Source organism: Gemmatimonadaceae bacterium (assembly GCA_036496605.1).
Lineage (GTDB): Bacteria > Gemmatimonadota > Gemmatimonadetes > Gemmatimonadales > Gemmatimonadaceae > AG2.
On record DASXKV010000016.1, the window covers coordinates 1 to 19,254 of the forward strand.

10 protein-coding genes are annotated in these 19,254 nt (G+C 65.1%); 2 read left to right on the plus strand and 8 right to left on the minus strand.

The window, feature by feature from the left end:
- The 4 genes from VGH98_05970 to VGH98_05985 form a co-directional block, all read right to left on the minus strand.
- Positions 1 to 908 (minus strand): Stp1/IreP family PP2C-type Ser/Thr phosphatase (locus VGH98_05970; protein HEY2375504.1); only part of this gene is annotated, 908 nt, incomplete at its 3' end.
- 36 nt (positions 909 to 944) lie between these two features.
- Entirely contained in the window at positions 945 to 2,573 is a 1,629-nt protein-coding gene (locus VGH98_05975) for a serine/threonine-protein kinase (GenBank protein HEY2375505.1), read from the minus strand.
- Positions 2,570 to 3,388: an FHA domain-containing protein gene (locus VGH98_05980; protein ID HEY2375506.1), complete on the minus strand. Its 819-nt coding sequence runs from the start codon at positions 3,386 to 3,388 to the stop codon at positions 2,570 to 2,572. The genes VGH98_05975 and VGH98_05980 overlap by 4 nt, the downstream gene beginning before the upstream one ends.
- A gap of 618 nt (positions 3,389 to 4,006) precedes the next feature.
- A complete protein-coding gene (locus VGH98_05985) occupies positions 4,007 to 4,372 on the minus strand; it encodes a four helix bundle protein (GenBank protein HEY2375507.1) in 366 nt (121 codons plus the stop codon).
- Positions 4,373 to 4,718: 346 nt separating this feature from the next.
- Between VGH98_05985 and VGH98_05990 the strand changes: the two genes are divergently transcribed.
- Both VGH98_05990 and VGH98_05995 read left to right on the plus strand, forming a co-directional pair.
- Positions 4,719 to 6,596: an N-acetylmuramoyl-L-alanine amidase gene (locus VGH98_05990; GenBank protein HEY2375508.1), complete on the plus strand. Its 1,878-nt coding sequence runs from the start codon at positions 4,719 to 4,721 to the stop codon at positions 6,594 to 6,596.
- Complete coding sequence (locus VGH98_05995) at positions 6,593 to 9,559, plus strand: hypothetical protein (GenBank protein ID HEY2375509.1); 2,967 nt, start codon at positions 6,593 to 6,595, stop codon at positions 9,557 to 9,559. Before VGH98_05990 ends, VGH98_05995 begins: the two co-directional genes overlap by 4 nt.
- Before the next feature lie 150 nt (positions 9,560 to 9,709).
- Here the strand turns inward: VGH98_05995 and VGH98_06000 are convergent, their stop codons facing one another.
- The 4 genes from VGH98_06000 to VGH98_06015 all read right to left on the minus strand — a co-directional run bounded on the left by VGH98_06000 (position 9,710) and on the right by VGH98_06015 (position 19,141).
- Complete coding sequence (locus VGH98_06000; GenBank protein HEY2375510.1) at positions 9,710 to 15,445, minus strand: SdrD B-like domain-containing protein; 5,736 nt, start codon at positions 15,443 to 15,445, stop codon at positions 9,710 to 9,712.
- Positions 15,446 to 15,463: 18 nt separating this feature from the next.
- The gene (locus VGH98_06005) at positions 15,464 to 16,708 is read right to left on the minus strand and encodes a hypothetical protein (GenBank protein HEY2375511.1); all 1,245 of its coding nucleotides are present in this window, start codon (positions 16,706 to 16,708) and stop codon (positions 15,464 to 15,466) included.
- Positions 16,709 to 16,742: 34 nt separating this feature from the next.
- On the minus strand, positions 16,743 to 17,264 hold the full coding sequence (locus VGH98_06010; GenBank protein HEY2375512.1) for a hypothetical protein: 522 nt from the start codon (positions 17,262 to 17,264) through the stop codon (positions 16,743 to 16,745).
- A 623-nt stretch (positions 17,265 to 17,887) separates the two neighbouring features.
- On the minus strand, positions 17,888 to 19,141 hold the full coding sequence (locus tag VGH98_06015; GenBank protein HEY2375513.1) for a hypothetical protein: 1,254 nt from the start codon (positions 19,139 to 19,141) through the stop codon (positions 17,888 to 17,890).
- Positions 19,142 to 19,254 lie beyond the last annotated feature (113 nt).

The following is a 19,254-nucleotide window of genomic DNA, read 5'->3' on the forward strand; positions in this document are numbered from 1 at the left end:
GACGACGGTGTCGTGGAGCCCGGCAGCGGGAACACCGCGTGCCCAATGGTCTCCTCACCGTCCGGCTCGACCAACCCATCGCCCTCGAAGCGCGCGACGATCACCGTGATGTTGTCCGGCCCGCCGTTCTCGTTCGCGCGATCGATCAGGCGCTTGCATGCGACGATGAGATCGGGTGCCTCGGTGACGACGCGCGCGATCTCATCCTTTCCGACTTGTCCGGACAATCCGTCGCTGCAGAGCACCAGCACGTCGCCACGCCGGACTTCTTGATGCGTCAGGTCGATCTTGATCAGCGGCTCGGGGCCGAGCGCCTGCAGGATGATGTTGCGCCGCTCACTCTGCGCCGCCTCCTCTTCCGTGAGCTCGCCGGCCTCGATCAGCTTCTGCATCAGCGACTGATCTTTCGTGATCTGTCGCGCCACGCCGTCGCGAATGAGATACGCTCGGCTGTCGCCGACCTGCGCGACGTACAGCGTGTCGCCGAGCAGACCCGCCACCGTCGCCGTCGTCCCCATGCCGCGATATTCGCTATGGCTCGCCGCGAAGGTATGAATCTGGTGATTCGCAGCCGCCGTGGAGCGCTTGATCGCGCGCACGAACTCTTCCGCGTCGTAGCTCTCGCCGCCGATCCACTTCTCGCGCATCTCGCCGAGTACGACCTCGACGGCCATGGCACTCGCGATCTCGCCGGCGGCGGCGCCACCCATGCCGTCGGCGACCATGAAGAGCGTGCCCTTGGGACCGAGGGTGTGCCGACGGACCTCGGGCTGCAGCGTCGCGTTGCCCGTCGTCAGGTCCACGACGACGAACGCGTCCTCGTTATGTTCGCGCGTCCGTCCGACGTCGGTGCGCCCGAACACATTGACGAAGACATCACCGTGTGGATCCGCCGGGGCGTCGCTCATCGCGCGAAGGGAGGGATTGCTGACGGACACGGGAGCTCAGCAGGCTACGCTGTCTGTATATGCAAACTGACGCGCCCGCGTCGTTTTCGGCGCGAGCGTGCGGACGCGGCCCAATGCCACGCATGCCGCCGTGTTGTTGTGGCGACTGCCCTCTGCAAGCGCATCGACGATCGCCGCGTGCACGAGCTGCTCATTTCCTTTGATGCGAAGGCTCATCTCCTCCAGCGTACGGATGACGCGTGTTGCCTCGTTAGGCGACACGCTGCCTTCCACGATCTGTTCGAGCGAATCGAGCATCTTGCCGACGTCGGCGAGTCCTGGCGCGCTCCCGCGTGGCGTCGCCGTCGTTTCGACTGGCTGCGAGAACTTGGCCGTATCCCGCAGCCCTTTGTCGGACGGTGTGCTGGCCACCTGGGTCACACTATCGCGAACAGCGGACTTCTCGGAGTCGCGCCGATATACCATCGCCGCGGTCAGGAGCGCAGCGATTAGTATCACACCCCCGGCGGACGCCACGATCGCAGTCCGGCGTCGCCTGACGGGACTCCCAACGATCATCCGCTCGGCCGCTGCCAAGCTCGCGACATCCGATGGCGCGACCGCCGGACGGTCAGCGCCAACCCGCGTCGCGGGAAGCGAGGTACGCGGCTCCGCTCCGTCACCACCATTCGTTGCCAGAGATCGAACCATCGTGCCAGACGCCGGCGACGCCATACGCTCGAGCGCCTTCGAGACCGACCGTCCGAAATCCGTCGCCGTCTGATATCGCGCTCTGACATCGCGCTCGAGCGCCTTGTCGAGACACGCCTGCACTTCGCCCGACCAGGCAACGTCGGGACGCATCTCCGCGAGCTTCCGCGGCGATTCCGTCAGGCGCATGATCATCGATTCCTGAACCGTCTCCGCCGGGAAGGGAAGACGCCCGGTGAGCATGTTGAAAGCGACGAGCGCCAGCGCGTAGATGTCGCTCCGTCCGTCGAGCTTGTCGCCCGCCAATTGCTCGGGACTCATGTACTCCGGCGTACCGACGACCAAACCTGTCTTCGTCACCTTCTGCGCCGCGTTATCCGCGGCTTTCGCGATTCCGAAGTCCACTACCTTCACGACGTCGCTGCCATCGCGATCGCGCGCGATCATGATGTTGTCGGGCTTGAGATCGCGATGCACGATCCCCATGTCGTGCGCGACGGAGAGCGCGTCCGCCGCCTGACGAACGATCGACGCCGCGCGGCCGGGCGACATCGGCCCCTCGTCCTCGATCAACTTCGTCAACGGCGGACCATCGACGAATTCCATCGCGAGGTAGATGATACCGTCGGGCGTCTCACCGAAGTCATAGACGTCGGCAACGTTCGGGTGATTGATGTGGCTCGCGTTGGCAGCTTCTCGGTTGAAGCGGCTGATCGCATCGGCGTCCTTCACCATCGCCGGATTCATCACCTTGAGCGCACTCTTGCGTCCCATTTTGACATGTTCGGCGAGATAGACCTGGCCCATACCGCCTTCGCCGAGCTTGCGGATCACGTGGTATCGGTCCGCGACGATGGAGCCGACGAGATCACCCGTCGCGTTCTGGAGTCGCAGCGTCGTGCCGTCTTGCGGGCAGAACCGCTGATCGAGCTCGTATCCCGCTCCGCACTGGGGGCAGATCTTCAAACTGCTCACGCGCTCTCCACTCGCAGAATCTCGTTCCCGATGAGAATTCGCTGGCCCTTCCGGAGCGCGCGTTCACCACGGACGGCCATGGCGACGCCGTTTCTGCTGCCGGCATCATGGATGTAGTACTCGCTATCCTCCGAGCGGACTTCGCCATGCTTGCCGCTCATCGTCTGGTCGTACGGGAACAGCCAATCGCCCGTTTCGCGGCCAAGCAAGATGGACCGGCCAGGCGAGAGGTGCACGGTGTCCCGCACGCTGGAATCGGCGCGAAGCTGTTCGAGAACCGCCACGTCGGCTGCGGGAACGAGCGAGCCGAGGCGGCGGGTCGAATCGGCTTCCGGCGGGTGGGGTCCAGGATAGCCCAGACGGCGGAAGCGTAGAATCTGCGATCCGATGAGGATCAGATCTCCATCGGTCAGACGCGTCGGCTGCTCGATGAAGAGCCAGGTGCCGTTCCGAGAGCCGAGGTCCCGCAGCCAGAGCTGACCCGCGCGCTGTTCGACGCGCGCGTGGAGCGGCGACATGTATGGGTCACTCTCGAACCGAATGTCGGCGTCACCGCGTCCGACGACCGCCTCGCCGCGCTCGAGAACGTACGCGCGGGCGATGCTTCCCTCGTCGTCGAGCAGTGCCAGGCGAGGTTGTGCGTCGCGTCGCGTCGCCAAGATCCCCTGAGTGGGCGATCCCCCGGCCACTGGTGGCGACCCAGGCACGCTGTTCCGCACGATCTCGACGGATACGCGCTGGCCGACTCGATTGCCGCATCGCGCGCAGAAGAGGTCGACGCCCTGCAGATAGCTCGCGCCACACTGAGCGCACATTCCAGCACCGGCGGGGGCGATGCGAGTGCCGCAATAGCCACAAAAGGGAAGGCTGTTTTCCGCGTTCTTGTTGCACCGTGGACAGCGCATCGGAATCACGGCCGTGCGCACGGGAGAGGCAGTTTTTGGAGTCAACGCTCCAGGCGGCACGGCTGTCCTCGCAGCCGTCGCCGAGCCCGATACCTTCGGCGGCGACAAGGTCGCGTCACCTCCGGCTGTCGCCGCTCCACTTTTGACGCCGACCTGAGCCGCCGAGGCCGTCATCGGCTTTCCGCAGTCGATACAGAAGCGCGAGGTCGCGTCATTGTCTCGCCCGCAGAACGAGCAAGCGGTCAACCGTCACCTTCCAGGGCGGGAAAACCTCATGGCGCGCGAATATACGGAAAGTCCCCAGGGAAGGGCAACTTTGGGGTCGAGAAAGCAAACGAAGCGCGTCGAAAGGGGCGCGTTGAAAAGGGCGCGTCGAAAAGGGCGCGTCGAGAATGGCGCGTCGAGAGGGGCGCGTCGAGAAGAGCGCGTCGAGAAGGGGCGCGTCGAGAAGGACGCGTCGAAAGGGGCGCGTCGAGAAGGGCGCGTCGAAAGGGGCGCGTCGAAGACGGCGCGGCGAACTCCGTGTCGTTATACGACTGCTGTCCGCTCGAAGTAGTCGATGAGCGAAAGAATCATCCGGCTAATCGCAACAGAGAAATTCCAAAGCCTGAAAAAAGTCTTTCGATCGATCAGGTGCAGATTCACACACTTGCGCAGAAAGTCCTGGCTCTCCTCGAGCGAACCATTCGCCATTCGCGAGTAACGAATCTTCTCGGCGGCCGTGCCGCGTCCTAGTCCTTCGGCGAGCAATGCACTGATTGACTGCGCCGCTTCGGATAGCTGCGCTCTTAGTCTGGACGGTGAGCCGCGCGGAAAGCCCTGCGTCATTTCGATCACCATCTGGCCAAATTGCCGAGCAGCGTCGACAACTCGGAGCGGGTCGCGGTCGTCCATGGCGCACACTAAGCCAGGGATGTTTTAACGACGGCGCCATTTCCCCTCGCGGCGAAGCATTCTCGCGCCGCCTTGCTCCCTTCTCGATGTGCGACGCGCCGTTCTCGACGCGCCCTTCTCGACGCGCCCTTCTCGACGCGCCCTTCTCGACGCGCCCCTTTCGACGCGCCCTTCTCGACGCGCCGTTCTCGACGCGCCCTTCTCGACGCGCCGTTCTCGACGCGCCCCTTTCGACGCGCCCTTCTCGACGCGCCCCTTTCGACGCGCCCTTCTCGACGCGCCCTTCTCGACGCGCCCCTCTCGACGCGCCCTTCTCGCAGGCCCGACACCGCCCTAACCTTACCCCATGCGTGTCCTTCCCCCGGCCGCGGCGCTGCTGCTCGTCGCCTGCGGGCCCTCGCCCGCGCCTGTCGTTTCGCCGAGGCCGGCGCCCGCCCGAGATACATCGGTTGTCGCCCCGCCGCCACGTGAGGAGCCGTCGCCGGCGCCGCCCTTGCCGGCGATGCCGACGGTCGAAGGGCCGCTCGCGATCAAAGTCGTCTACCCGCCCGCTCAGCACCTCATCGAATCGCGCGATTCGAACTTCATCTTTGGATCGATCGGGAACGGGCACGCGACGCTTACGATCAACGGCACGCCGGCGAAGGTCTACCCAAACGGCGCTTTCCTCGCCTTCCTGGCGAATCCGTCGCCGACGGCACCACGCTACGATCTTGTTGCCGTCGCCGGCAACGACACCGCGCGGCTCTCCCACCCCGTACGCGTTCAGGATCCTCGCCCGGCACTCGGCCCCGCGGGGCCGCTCGCCGTCGATACCACGAGTATTACGCCACGGGCCCCGGCAACGAGCCAGATGCTCCTTCGGCCCGACGAACGGGTCCGCGTTGCCGTCCGCGCGCCGGCGAATGCAAGCGTCTGGGCAGCATGGCCAACGTCGAGCCAGTGGCTCGTCGCGACGCCCGGAGACACGGTGGCGGGTACCGGTTTCGCCGCAGACATCGCCGCTCGATCGCTCCACGACGGCGCGACGCTCTATGTCGCGCGCGGAGCGGATACGCTTCGCTACGCCCTGCTTCGACCCGATCTCTTCGACACGCTCTCAACACGTCTGGTGCGCGCCGGCGAGGCGCCAATTCGTCCTGATACCGATCGCGTCATCAACGGACGGCCCCTGCCGGGTGGTACGTACAAGTGGTTTCTGCTTCCGGGGACGACGCTCGAGATGACCGGCCGGATGGCCGGCTTCACGCGTGTCAGGCTCGACAGCGGTCTGGAGATCTGGCTGGCGGACAGCGACGTCGTGCCGGTGCCGTCCGGTACCCCGTTGCCACGTCGCGTGACGTTGAATGCGCGCGTTCGGACTACGCGGGAATGGGTCGACGTCGTCATCCCGATCCAGGGCGGCGAACGACCGGCATACGTCGTCGACGAAGGCGCGCGCTCGCTCACTGTCACTTTGTACGGGACGCGCGCCAACACCGACATCATCAACTACGCCGACAACGACACGCTGCTGCGCACGATCGAGTGGAAGCAGGTCCTCGACGATCGCGCGGAGCTCGACCTCACGCTCCGGCAGCAGCTCTACGGTTATCTGGTGCTCTGGGAAGACGGCAACCTCGTGCTCCGCGTTAGGCGCTCGCCCACGATCGACGCGCATAGTCCGCTTCGCGGGCTCACGATCGCGGTCGATCCGGGGCATCCGCCGATCGGAGCGACCGGACCGACGGGACTCTACGAAGCACAAGCGGTGCTGCCCGTTGGTGAGAAAGTGCGAGATCTGCTCGAGCGGCGTGGCGCGAAGGTGGTCATGACTCGAACCACGAACGACCCGGTCGAACTGGGTCTGCGGCCGATCATTGCACGCCGCGAGAACGCCAACGCCTTCGTTTCGATTCATCTCAACGCGTACGGCGACGGGGTCAATCCCTTCACGGCACGCAATGGATCCGGGACGTACTTCTTTCACAGGCTCTCCGAGCCCCTGGCGCGAACCGTCGAGACCGGACTGGTGACGCAGATGGGTCTCCCGAACCTCGGCGTCTACTACGATAACCTGGCCGTCGTTAGGCCGACGTGGATGCCGATGGTGCTCAGCGAAGGCGCGTTCGTGATCATCCCGGAGCAGGAAGCCGCGCTGCGCACGCCCGAGTTTCAAGCTCGTTATGCGCAAGGCATTGTCGATGGATTGGAGGAGTATTTTCGGTGGTTAGCGAAGCAATGAGAAACCTGATTGTCACGACGCTGGTCGGAATGATGCTCGCGTCACTGGCGCACGCCCAGGTCTCGCCGAACAAGAAGTACTACACGATCAGGACCCCGCACTTCTACGTCCACTTCACCGCCGCGACCGAGCCAACCGCTCGGCGCGTCGCCGTCGATGCCGAGCGTGCCTACTCCGAGCTGGCTTCGGAGCTCCATCCGCCGCGCGGACCGATTGACGTCCTCATCTCCGACGACGCCGACTACTCCAACGGCTCGGCGACGCCATTCCCGACCAATCGCATCGTCGTCTACGCCAATCCGCCGATCCAGAGCTCGTCGCTGCGCTTCACCGACGACTGGGGCGCGATGGTCATCACGCACGAGCTCACGCACATCTTCCACCTCGATCGCACGCGCGGACTCTGGAAGATCGGTCAGGATCTGTTCGGTCGCTCGCCGTATCTCTTCCCTAACGAGTACTCGCCCTCGTGGCTGACCGAAGGGCTCGCGGTGTACTACGAATCGCGTTTCACCGGCGCGGGACGAATCGAAGGATCCGAGCACCGCATGATCGCGCGCGCGAGCGCCGTCGATCACAGCTTTCCTTCCCTCAGCCAGGCGAGCCTCGCCGACCCGCGGTTCCCCTTCGGCGAGGCCGCGTACGCGTACGGTTCGCTCTTCATCGATTATCTCTCCAAGACGCGCGGCGCCGACGCGGTGCATCGCTTCGTCGAGAAAGCCAGCGCCGACATCATTCCCTTCTGGATCGACCTGCCCGCGCGCCAGGGCTTCGGGGTCAGCTTCTCCCGCGCGTACGGCGAATGGCGCGACTCGATCTTTCGCAGTCTCATCCAACTGAACCCGTCGACACCGGCACTCGTTGGTTGGCGTGATCTCACGCGCGAGGGTGTGCTCGTCTCCTTCCCGCGCTGGTTGGGCGATAGTAGCCTCGCCTTCACCGGCACCTCGGGGCGCGACGTCTATGCCGCGTGGTCGGTCGACCTCGCGGGGCGCCGCGAGCGGATCGGACGACGCAACAGTGAGTCGCCGCAGGTGCGCACGCCCGACGGCGGACTCCTCTACGCGCAGTTGGAGTTGACCTCGCCCTACGAGGTGCGCTCGGATCTTTACGTGCAGCACGGTGGACGGGAGCGCCGCCTAACGTGGGGCGCGCGGCTCTCCGTCCCTGACGTTCGAAGCGACGGCGAGATCGTCTCCGTCCAGACCGTGCCGGGCGGCATGCGACTCGTTAGGGTCTCTCCCGACGGACGCCGTATCACGCCACTGACGTCCGGCGGCCTGAACGAGCAGTGGAACGAGCCGCGCTGGTCGAGCCGTGGCGATCGCATCGCCGCCATTCGCTGGCGCTACGGCGGCATCTCCGAGGTCGTCGTCATCGACAGCGCCGGACGCGAGCTCCGGGTATTTGGCACCGGTCACAGCGTGCAGGCTACGCCCTCGTGGGCGCGTGCCGATTCGGTCGTCCTCTACTCCTCCGATCGCAGCGGGACGGCGCAGATCTACGTGATGAGCCTCGACGAAGGACGCGGGTTCCCCATCAGCAACTCCATCGCGGGCGTCTTCGAGCCTGTGGTGCACGAGCGAACGAGTCGTCCGCTGACGGCCGATCGGCCCGCATTCGAGATCGCCGCGGTTTCGTTGCGCGGCGACGGATATCACCTGGGCGTCGCACCGTGTTGCTTTTTTTCGCCGCCGACACCTAACGTCACCCAGGCTGGCGCCACGTCGGTGCCGGCGATCGGCATCGATTCGTCGCCCGCGCGGCCGTACTCGCCGTGGCGCCAGCTGGTGCCGCGCTACTGGGAGCCTTCGCTGAACCAGGGGATGAATCCAGGACAGCCGCGGATCGGCGTCGAGACGAGTGCCAACGACATCATCCGCCGCCACGCGTGGGACGCAGCCTTCCAGGTACCAACCGACAACAGCGGCGTCACCGGCGGTTTAGCATACTCGTATGCCGGCTTCGGACTGCCCGTCATCGATCTCTTTGCATCGCGTGACTGGACCAGGCTCGGTGATGTCGTCGACAACACGCCGCAGCAGAACGTCGTCGGCGCGATCCGGCGGCGCATCGACGACGCGGAGCTCGACGCCTCCTGGATCCATCCGCGCTACCGGAGCGCGTTCGTCGTTACTGCCGGCACTGGCGTCGAGAACTACAAATACGTCGGCGTGCCCGATGGCACGCTCCAGCTCATCGACACGACGGGCATCTTCCGCAGCCGGGTCTTCCCGCGCGTTCTCCTTGGCGCTCAATATGTCCGCACCCAGGCGGCGCCCTACAGCATCTCGCCGGAGGATGGGTTTACGATCGGCGCGACGGCACGGGAGCGCTGGCGCACGGACCTGGCCAACTCGGCGACACTCAGCACCGTCGCGGCGCTCACCGGTTACAAGTCACTCAACTTGCCCGGCTTCGCGCATCATGTGCTTGCCGTGCGCGCCGCCGCTGGCTGGCGGGACGATCGATCGACCGACTATTTCGAGGTCGGTGGGACGAGTGGGACGCCGGTCACGATCATCGCCGGTTATACGGTTGGCGAAGGAGCACGCGACTTCGGCGTTCGCGGCTTCGAGCCGGCGTCGCTCCTCGGCACTCGCGCCGTCGCCGGCAGCGCGGAGTACCGACTCCCACTCGTTATGCCCGGTCGCGGCCTCGCGACGCTGCCGTTCTTCCTCCAGCGCGCGTCGCTCAGCTTCTTCAGCGACTACGGCTCCGCCTGGTGCCCGGGCGCGCTCACGGGGCTCGTGTGCACGCAGGCGCTCGACGATCGATACGGTCTCACGCAGCACCGATGGATTGCGTCATACGGCGCCGAGCTGAATCTGAGTGCGGCCGTGCTGTCGTGGGACTCCCCGTACCGATTCCGTTTCGGCGTCGCCGCGCCGTACCACGATGACGGATTGTTTGTCGCGGCGAAGAAAGTCTCGGTCTACTTCGCGTCTGGACTCTCATTTTAGGTGACTGGCGTTCTCCGCGAGCGTCGCTGAGCACTACGAGTTATAAGCGTCCACTATTAGAACACGGACACGGCCGGACAAGTCCGGCCGTGTCCGGCTTTGTCCTGCTTTGTCCGTGTTCAAGCCGTAGATGCCTGCGCCGCCGCTCGGCTATTGGCGCGCCCTCCAAAACTCTGCGACGCTCTTCGCCGACCGCTCCGTCACCTTCGCGCCGAACGTGATAAACCATCCCGGGCCGCCGTTCACACTGAAGTCGGGGTCTCTCAGGTCGCCGATGCGGTAACCGACTGCCGCTTCCAGGCCGGCGCGGCTGAACGCGAGCTGCGGCGCCGCGTCCCACCTCGCCGTCGAGCTCGCGTGCTCCAGCAAGAGACGCGTCTCCGTGCGCGCCGCGAGCCAAGGCGTGATGTCGACCCCAAGGCGGTTGCCGATGTAATCCGCGGTAGAGCGCTGTGGTGAAACCGTCCCGTCGAGCTGCGGGATCAGGGCCGCCGTGCGGCGCGTTGCATAACGAGTCGCGACCTCGACGACCGGCGTCGGCGCCCAGACCGTCTCGAGCGCCAGGATCGTTCGCGCCTCGTCGCCCCGCGTCGTCAGCACCCCGGCCGTCAGCGGATTCGTCGCGTTCACATATTCAATCTTCGCCAGCGCATTCAGCGCGTCGCCGCCAATCGGACGGAACGCGAGTCCCGTCATCGTCGACATGCTGCGGCTGAACGTCGAGAGCGCATCGCTCTGCGACGTCTGCGTGTACTGCGTCTTCTGAAGCAGCGCGAGCGACCGGGCGAACGACATGTCACCCGACGCATCGAGAAGCCGTACCGAGCGCAGGGTCCCATCACGATATTCGCCGCGCGCGCTCAGCCGATATGGCTTGAGCGACGGCAGCAGCTCGGCGCCGACGCCGAATGCGGTGTAGTCCTCCTCGTTCTGGAGGAAGGGCAGGGCGCGCACCGGATCCGCGATCGACGCGTGGCCAACACCCTCACGGTGCTCCGCGGACGCGTTGAGCGTGAGCCCGTTCGAGAAACGGAACTGGTTATTGAGCCCGACGATCGCGGCGTTGTACTCCCCATTCGCGCCGGCGATCTGATACGAGCTCCACGCCTCGGAGTGATCGCCGATGCGGCTTCGCACGCCGAGATTGGTGATCGAGTAATTCGCCGAATCGCCACCGAGGAATACCTGCCGGTGGCGCGCCTCGAGTGAGACGCCCGGCAGGATACGATAGGTCGCGCCCGCACCGACGAAGTCGGGTTGCACGGCCGAACCGGTCGTCTCGAAGGCGCGCCGACCATCGCTGTAGAGATCGAGCGAGGGCAGCGGCGTCCAGGTGACCTTCATCTCGCCCGCCATCGCGCCATCGGTCGCGCTCGTCGTCGTATAACGATCGTTCACGACGTCGGACTCGATCTTGACCTTCGCCGGGAGCGATTGCACGACGCCCGCGAGCGTACGTCCACGCGACACCTCGGCCGCATCGAAGCGCTGCTCCTCGTGCTCGAGCCGCAGCTCCGTCGCGCCGAACTTCGCTTTCGCGCCCAGGTTCGTTTCTTCGGTGCCGGATTGCATCGTCAGGTTCGCGGGATTGGCGAAGCCGTTGCCGATCTGCATCCACGTTCCGCGCAGCGTCAGTGCGTCACCGAAGAACTTGAGCGAGCCGTGCGCCGCGGCGGCGACGCCGCTGGAATCCGGATTCTGCGAGTGCGTCAGCTCACCGCCGACGTCGATCCAGCCGCGCCACGCCGCGCGCAGATCGAGGCCGGCGAGGTGCTGCACGCCCGTCGCCTGCCCATCCTGCACCCACATCGCGCCGAGCCGCAACGTGTCCTGCGATGAATGCGAGAGATAGCGCGCCGCGTCGGCCGAGGCACGAGCACCCCACACGGTGCTGCGCGCGCCGCCCCCATCTGCCTCGAAGGTTGCGACGATGTACACCGGATTGCCGTAGACGTCGGTCGCCGGAAGCGGCTGCTTGAGCAACAGCGTCCCGTTCTCGTAATCGATCTGGTAATCGACGAAGCGTACGAGCTCTTGCCGGCTCACGACGCGTTGCGCGTTGTCGATCGCGCGCGTCTCGAGCACGACGTGATCGGTGCCGGCAACCATGCCTAACGCGAGAATGTACGGCCCCGAGACCCCCTCGCCGCGAATCTGCATCTGATGCACGGCTTGCGCCGTCGAGCTGCCGAATCCCTGAACGACCACGCCACCAGACGCAGTCGTCAGGCGCGTGGCGACGCCGGAGAACGATCGGCGATACGCACCGGTCTCGAGACCGGAGGCGAACTCGCTCGTCGTGACGTCACCGAGCTGCACCCAGTCGAAACCCCGCTCGACCTTCGCCGAGAGTGCATAACGAGAGGCTGCTTCCGCGCGCTGCAAGCTCGCGTCGCCGAGTATCGGATACTGCGATTCCTCGAGTGGGTCCCTTGTCCGTGCAAAGGCATCACGCCCCGCGTCGAGACGACGCGTGTCGTAGCTCAACGTCAACGACGTCTGATCGTCGAGCCGCCCCTTGGCGGTGAGCGAGGCGAAGGCATCCGGGCTGGCGCCGAGGCCGACGCGACCCACACCCGTGAGCATCAGCGGTCGCGCAACCGGCAGAATATCGATTGGCAGCTCGCCGCGGGCGTCGCCCGCCACGAACGTCAACCGTGAACGGCGGACCTCGTGGCCGGGACGCAACAGCACGGTGATCGTGCCCGATTCGTCCGCGCGCACCTGCACGCCGACCGACGATGCATCCGCGTCGACATTGGCTGGCGTCGCGCCTTCCGCGCTTACCGTCACGAGCACGCCGCCGACGACCGGTACGCCCCAGCTGTCGAGCACATGCACGCGGACGCTGTCGATCGTGTTGCCGTCGGCCTGGAGACGGAGCTTCGGGCGGTCTGCTTCGAATCGCGCCGGTAATCCCGACACATGCACCGCGACGCTGTCCCAACGAGTGGTGTTGAGCGAGTTCAGAAGTCGAACGCGCAATCGATGCGGCCCGCGTGCGAGACGCACGGCGATGAAGTCGAACACGCCGTCGACGCGCATCGTCGCGTTCGCGACCAGTGAGTCACCGTCGTAGAGTGCGACTGGACGTCCCGGCTCGCCACGCACGCCGACGTACACGTGGTCGCTCGACATCACGACGCCATCGTGCGGCGCGAAGATCTCGATCCCCTCGCCACGCGTCAGCGACGCGCGCTTCTCGGCCGCGCGATCCTCGGCTGTGCGGAGCGATGCGATGCGAGCGCTGTCGGCGACGCGCGTCGCCGTCAACGAATGGAGACGCACCGACACCAGCCCGAACTGTCCAGGAATCTGCGACCACGTGAGCGTGCGCGCGCCGGTGCGGTCGCGGCCGATCGTCGGATCGGCGATATGACTCTTGCCGAAGAACGAGGATCCAGAGACCGGTGCCCAGCCGTTAGGCAGAACGATCGTGCCCTCGCCGGGCCAGCCGGTGAAAGGCGGCTGTAAGACGACGTCGACGTCGGATTCCGCCGGCAACTTCCCGGCATCGGGGAAGTCCTCCGCCCTGGTCCGTGCGTCGGCGTGCTGCGCAACGAGCCGTGCGCTCGCGGAATCGATCGGCAGACAGAGCGTGCAGCTCGTGTCCGCAGGCTCGCACTCCGGCCTGTCCGAGGACTGTGCGGCTTTCGCCGAATCCGTCGCCAGAGGTGCGCCTTGCTGCGTGACGACGTCCTTTGCCGGCCGCATCTCGAGATGCGGGCAGAGGTACGACGTCACCAGTTCGCCAGTCTTCACCGCGCGCGACCCGACAAGCCGTCCGCCGGAGGCCACGAGACCGAAATCGATGCGCGGCGTCGTCCAGCCACTCGCGTCGCGGACCGCGACGTCTTGCGCCTGTTCTGCCGCGCGGCTGCCGAAGCCGAAGCCAGTCGGGACCGAAGCACGATCGACGCGGAACGAGTGACGTCCCGGTCGCAGATTGTGGAACGAGTACCGCCCATCCTTGTCCGTCGTCGCGACGTCGCCGTCATCCGTCCAGACGTCCACGCCTTCGATGCCCGGCTCACCCGCGTCCTGTTTGCCATCGCCATCGAGATCCGCCCACACCTTTCCGAACGCAGTACGGGTCTCCATCGGCATCGACTCGCGGACGTTGACGGACGCCGTGACGCGCGGCGAGAGAACCGACTCGTTCTCGGCGCTCGCGTACGCGCTGTTCACCATGATCTTGCCCTTGGCCGCACCGACGATGGCGACCGCATAACGAAGCGTCGCCGTTGCTCCCGGTGCGAGTGTGCCTCGCACGAAGATCATGATGTCGTGACCACCGACGGCCACCTCGACCGAGTCGGCGCCGATCGCGCTTCTCGTTGCGTAACGTCCGACTGGCGGCAGGTGGTCGTGGATGCGAATGCCCGACACCGGCGCGGTGCCCGTGTTCTGGACGATGAGCGTATAGGGAACACTCTCGCCCATGCCAGCCTCGATGACGTCGGCGCGCTTGACGAGTGACAACGAGTACGAAGCGGTGCCGATCATCTGCAGCGTGCTGGCGGTGGCCGATTCCGATGCGACGTTTCGGCCCGAGAGCCCGACGCCGTTGCGGACGTTCACCGTGTCCTGCACCGTCGGCGCGACGCGGACGGTGAGAAGAATGTCGGTCGTGGTGCTCGGTGACTGATCGCCCATGTTCCAGGTGAGCACGGAACCGGCGACGGTCGCCGCGGGGACCGCCGACACGTAGTCGAGTCCCGCCGCGAGCGTGTCGACGACGACGACCGAACGTGCGAAGACGTTAGGCGCGCCGTTCGTGTATCGAATGCGATACTGTACGAGCTGCCCGATGTGCGCGCTCGTCGGTCCGACGAGTTGCTTGTCGAGAGCGATCTGGGGAAGTACCGATGTCGACTGCACCGGCGCGGAGATACTGCTATCGGGTCCGATTGGCGTCCCGTAACTCGAGTTTGCAACGTTGGTGATCACGTACTGTGCGGGCACGTTGTTGACGCGTGCCTGAAAGCTCACGGTGCCGTTCTGCCCCGCGGCAACGTTGCCGACGGCCACTGAAACGACATTGTTCGCGCCGTCGAAGAAGCCGGCGTCGACGTCGGACGCGTCCGTGAGCGCCTGGCCCTTGAGGCGGAGCGTGCCTGGCACATAGGTGGTTCCCGCCGGAATCGTGTCTCTGACAACGAGCCCCGTCGCCGTGCCCGCGCCCACCGCGACGTACGAGATCGTGTACGTCACGACATCGCCGACGGTCGTGGTGGTGTGATCGACCGATTTGGCGAGGTCGACGCGAATTCCTGCCGCGCGAATATTCGTCGCGTCGACAATTACATCGTTCGCGGTTGGATCGAAGCTGCTCGTCGCGCGAACGTCGATGCTGTCGGTCGAGCCGCGTACCGCGGAGGCAGGCACGTCTTCTTGTACGAGGACCGAAGCCGACGCACCCATCGCGAGCGGGATCGGAGATGCGAGCAACAGGTCGCCGGCGGTGAGCGTTCCACTTTTGTCGACGTCGAGGTAGACGCGCGTCGCCCAGGCGGATCGCGAGACTGCGGAGACCGAGACGCCGTCCAGCGCGTTTCCAATATTTGAAACCGTATGCGCAAAGGTGACCGTCGTCGACGGATCCGTGACGACGCTGCGCGGCGGCACGACATCCGCGCCGCCCATCTGCCCAACCAGAATCGTGAGAGTATCGGCAGTGTTATACGGAAGTCCGTTCGCACCGACGAAATTGAGTATGGTGATGCTGACGATCTGCGTTCCCGCAGGCGTCTGCGCGCGCGACGCCCTCGGCGACAGGAAAATCGCCGAGAGCGCCCCGATGAGGGCGCACACCAGCCAGCCAGCCGTTAGGCCGGTCTGGGGTCTACGCCCCCAACGAAGGATGCGAAGCAAGGAGAGCATCATGGCGCGCCGGTGCTCGGCTTACTTGACCGAGGCCCGGATCCAGATGAAGCGCGTCGCGCCCGCCGTCAATGTTCCGGTAAGGCTTGCGCTGACGTTGTTACCAACATTCGAAATGGTCCAGCCAGCGAGGTCCCCCGTGCCCGACAGGAACGTCAGCTGGGCCGGAAGGTTGTCGGCGATCGCTACGGACGTCGCCGCGGTGGTTCCGCTGTTCGTGACCGAGATCTTGTACTGAATGTCCTCGTTAGGTAGCACGGTATCGGTGGGACCGAGCAGCGTGATCTGGTTGTCACGGTACGCGGCCTTACCGACGGTGATTGCCGGCCGAATGACCGTGAGGTCTGCCGTGCCGTCATCGGTCTTGGTGTTGTCACCGACCGACGTCGCCTGCAACTTGAGGTTGTCCGTCGTACCCGCGGCCACGTTGCCGATCGAGTACACGACGTCGATGTTCATTGCCGTCGCCGCCGCGATCGCCACGGACGTCGACGTCCCCGCGACGCCGTTCACCGAGACGACGGTAATCGCCGAACCGGTGTTCGAGGCCACGAGGTTGAAGTTGTCCGAGCCGTTACCGTTGTTCGTGACGGTGAACGTGAACGTGTAGTTCGTTCCGTTGCTCGGCAGCTTTTGCAGGTTCTGACCACCGTCCGGCGTCGTCGCAACGGCGTACGTCTGTGCCGGCGTGATCGTCGTGACCTGGTTGTCGCTCACCGTGTTGGTGCGCACCGACGTTCCGGTGAGCGTGTAGTTCGTCGCGACGCCACCCTTGTTTGCGGCGACGTCGTACTTCACCTGCACGGTAATGGTGCTGCCTTGCGTAATGTTCGACGCCGCGAGCGCCGTGTTCAGTGCTGCGAGCGTCGCGTATGGCGTCGCGTTAAACACGTAGCTCGTCACGGTAATCACAGAGCCAACGGAAATTGCTTCGGCGACCTGTACCTGATCGGTGCCGTTACCGATGTTCTGAATCGTGAACGTCAGCGTGTTGTTCGCGCTTGGTGACGCGGGCGTCGCGCTGGCGGCGCCGGCGACGTCGACGCCGGCCACGAAGCCGACCGTGACGCTCACCGACGCGTTCACGGCCGAGTAGGTGTTGCCATTGGCATCGGTGAACGACACCGTCGCGGTGTTCGTGATCACCGTGCCCTCGGGAGTCGGCGACTGCGCAAGCAGTACGGGCGCCGCGGCGAGCGTCAACAGCGACGCGAGGCCGAAGGTCCGTAAGGCTTTGCCCGCCGACCGGAAACGTGTGGACATCATCTTCTAAGCTCCTGGAATCGTTAGGTTGGTGGCGTTACTTCGTGGTCGAAGAACGCGCGACGACGACTGACGGGACCTGCGCGTCGTATTCGGCGCGGATCTGCGCGCCCTTCGGCACGTCGCCGCGGACCGTCCAGCGGACGTGCGTGTACATCTCCGCCGGGGCCGGCTGCTGCGCGTGCTGGCCATCGACGACGGCGTCGATCATCGGGGCGGGCGAGAACGTCTTGCCGCCGTCGATGGAGTAGAGGATCGCGACGTCCGAACGATCCGCCTTCGCCGATCCCACCTCGTAGCGCAAGCCAGCGGGAATCGGATTGTCGAGCACGATGCCATGGACGGCACCGGCCGACACGTTCGTGAACAGGAGGTGATAGCGCACCGTGTCGCCGGGAAGCGCGCGCGTCGAGTCGCTCTGACGCGGCGTGTGCGCGCTCAGGATCTCGGCGCTCAACTTCAGCGCCTGCGCGCGCGGCGCCTTCTGCGCATTCGCCGCGAAGGCGGCGGACAGGAGCAGGAGGCCGGTGATTATGACACGCTCAATAGTTTTGTTCATCGTTCGTTCTCCTCGAAGTCATCATGAATGGAGCAATCGTTAGGTGAGGTGAGTTCCCCGGCTGGGGTGCGCTCGCGCCAGTCGATCTCGCCACCGCAGTGGGGGCAGATCGCCCAGCGGCCGAGGATCTGATTGGGGGGATGCCGGCTCCTTTGCCGGCAGGTGGGACAGGAGAGGATCACGAGGGGCTCCGGGTTGGGATTTTGAGCCCCTGTTAAGGCACTCCCCGTGCCCTGGACCAGCCCGCTTGTACCGCTATAAGTGCATGTTGCTATGGCACTTACAGGTATGGGCGAGCATATTATTTCGAAGCCACCGTTACCCGGTTACCGAGAAGGAACGAGCCTGGTAACGGCTCCTCTTTTGTCATCCTGAGGGCTCGCTCCATGTCATCCTGAGGAACGAAGCGATGAAGGATCTACTTTCCCGAGTTAGGTGCTGAAGCCGACAGTTGGAACGAGCCCGTACTAGAAAAAACGATGGGCCATCGCGATCGCGATGGCCCATCGTTCTCGTTATGCGCTAGTAAGAAAGTGGGTATCCTACTGGCTCGATCTCGCCGGCTGGCTCGATGCAGTGACGGTAGATCCTTCGGTCGCGGTGCTCCCTCAGGATGACAACGGTCAGCGAATTCGCGAGATGAAGCTGAGCGTCCCCTGATTATTCGGCGCCGTGCTCGAGAGTGCGGCCTGCAATCGCCAGCGAATGCGATTCACGCAGCGGTCGTAGCCGACGGGCGCGCTGCAGCCGGTACTGAATGGGACGTACGTCCACGTGATGCCCGCGTCGTTCGAGTACTCGATCACGACCGTGACACCCACGGGAAGCGTCGCCGACGCGCTCGCGAGCTTGTACTGCACGGAGGTCGGTATCGAATCGACGACGGCGAGACTGGCCGCGCTCGCACCGCCAACGTTCGTCACCGTGGACGTGAACGTGAGATTCGTCCCCGGCATTTGCGTCCCGCCAGGATTCACGGCCTTCCCGATCGAGATCACCGGACGGATGACCGTGACGATCAACACGCCGGTCGACGTCTTGGCGTTGTTGCCGACCGAGCGGCCCGTGAGCTTGAGCGTGTCGATCGTGCCGTTGGCGACGTTGCCGATTCGGTAGGTCACGGTCACCGTCACCGTTCCCAAGCTCGCCAGCGCAGCGCGGCGCGCACTATCGGGATTGGCGCCTTGCGTAATGCTCGTGCCAGTGATCGAGACGACGCTGAGCGCGGTACCGGGATTCTTCGACGTGAGCAGGTCGTAGCTGTCGCTCACCGCGCCGCTATTCGTGACCGTGAACGTCGCCGTCAACGATCCGCCATTCGTCGGCAGACTCGTTAGGCTCGTACTCGCCGGCGTGACGGCAACGTCGTAGTGCGGATCGATCTGGATCGTGTGCGCATCGGTCGCCTCGACCTGGAGACTGTTCTTGAGCGCGAGCTGAAGATTGTTCGCTGTCGACGTGGCTGTGAAGTTCGTGAACTTGAGCCCCGAGATCACGACGAAGTCATTCGCCGCAAAGGTCCCGGTCACGTTGATGACGACCGTCGCCGTCCCCGTGTAGGAGACGGTGGTGCTCACTTGCCCCGACGCGCTCCCCGTGATCGTCACCGTCGGCACCGACGTATCCCACTGCATGTTGAAGCCGGTGGGAATCGTGATGTGAATGTCGCGATTGAATTTGATGTTCCCGCCACCGACGTCGGTGACCGTGATCGAGCTCGCGGTCGTCGTCGCATCGGCGACGTGAAAGAGCTGATTGGCCGCCGACGAAATGGTCTCTTGCGCGCGGAGCGACGCCGGCACGCACGCCAGCAACGCGCCGAACGCCAGGCGCCGGACGACACAAATGAAAGTCGAATGCAGACGTGGACGGATCATCGTGTGCAAGACTGCTGCACGCCCCGCGCCGTAATGAGTATGCACTTAACTCGTTGGTGCTGCGCTTGTTACTCGAAGCGGGCGCGCTCGGCCGGTTACCAATCCGTAACGGC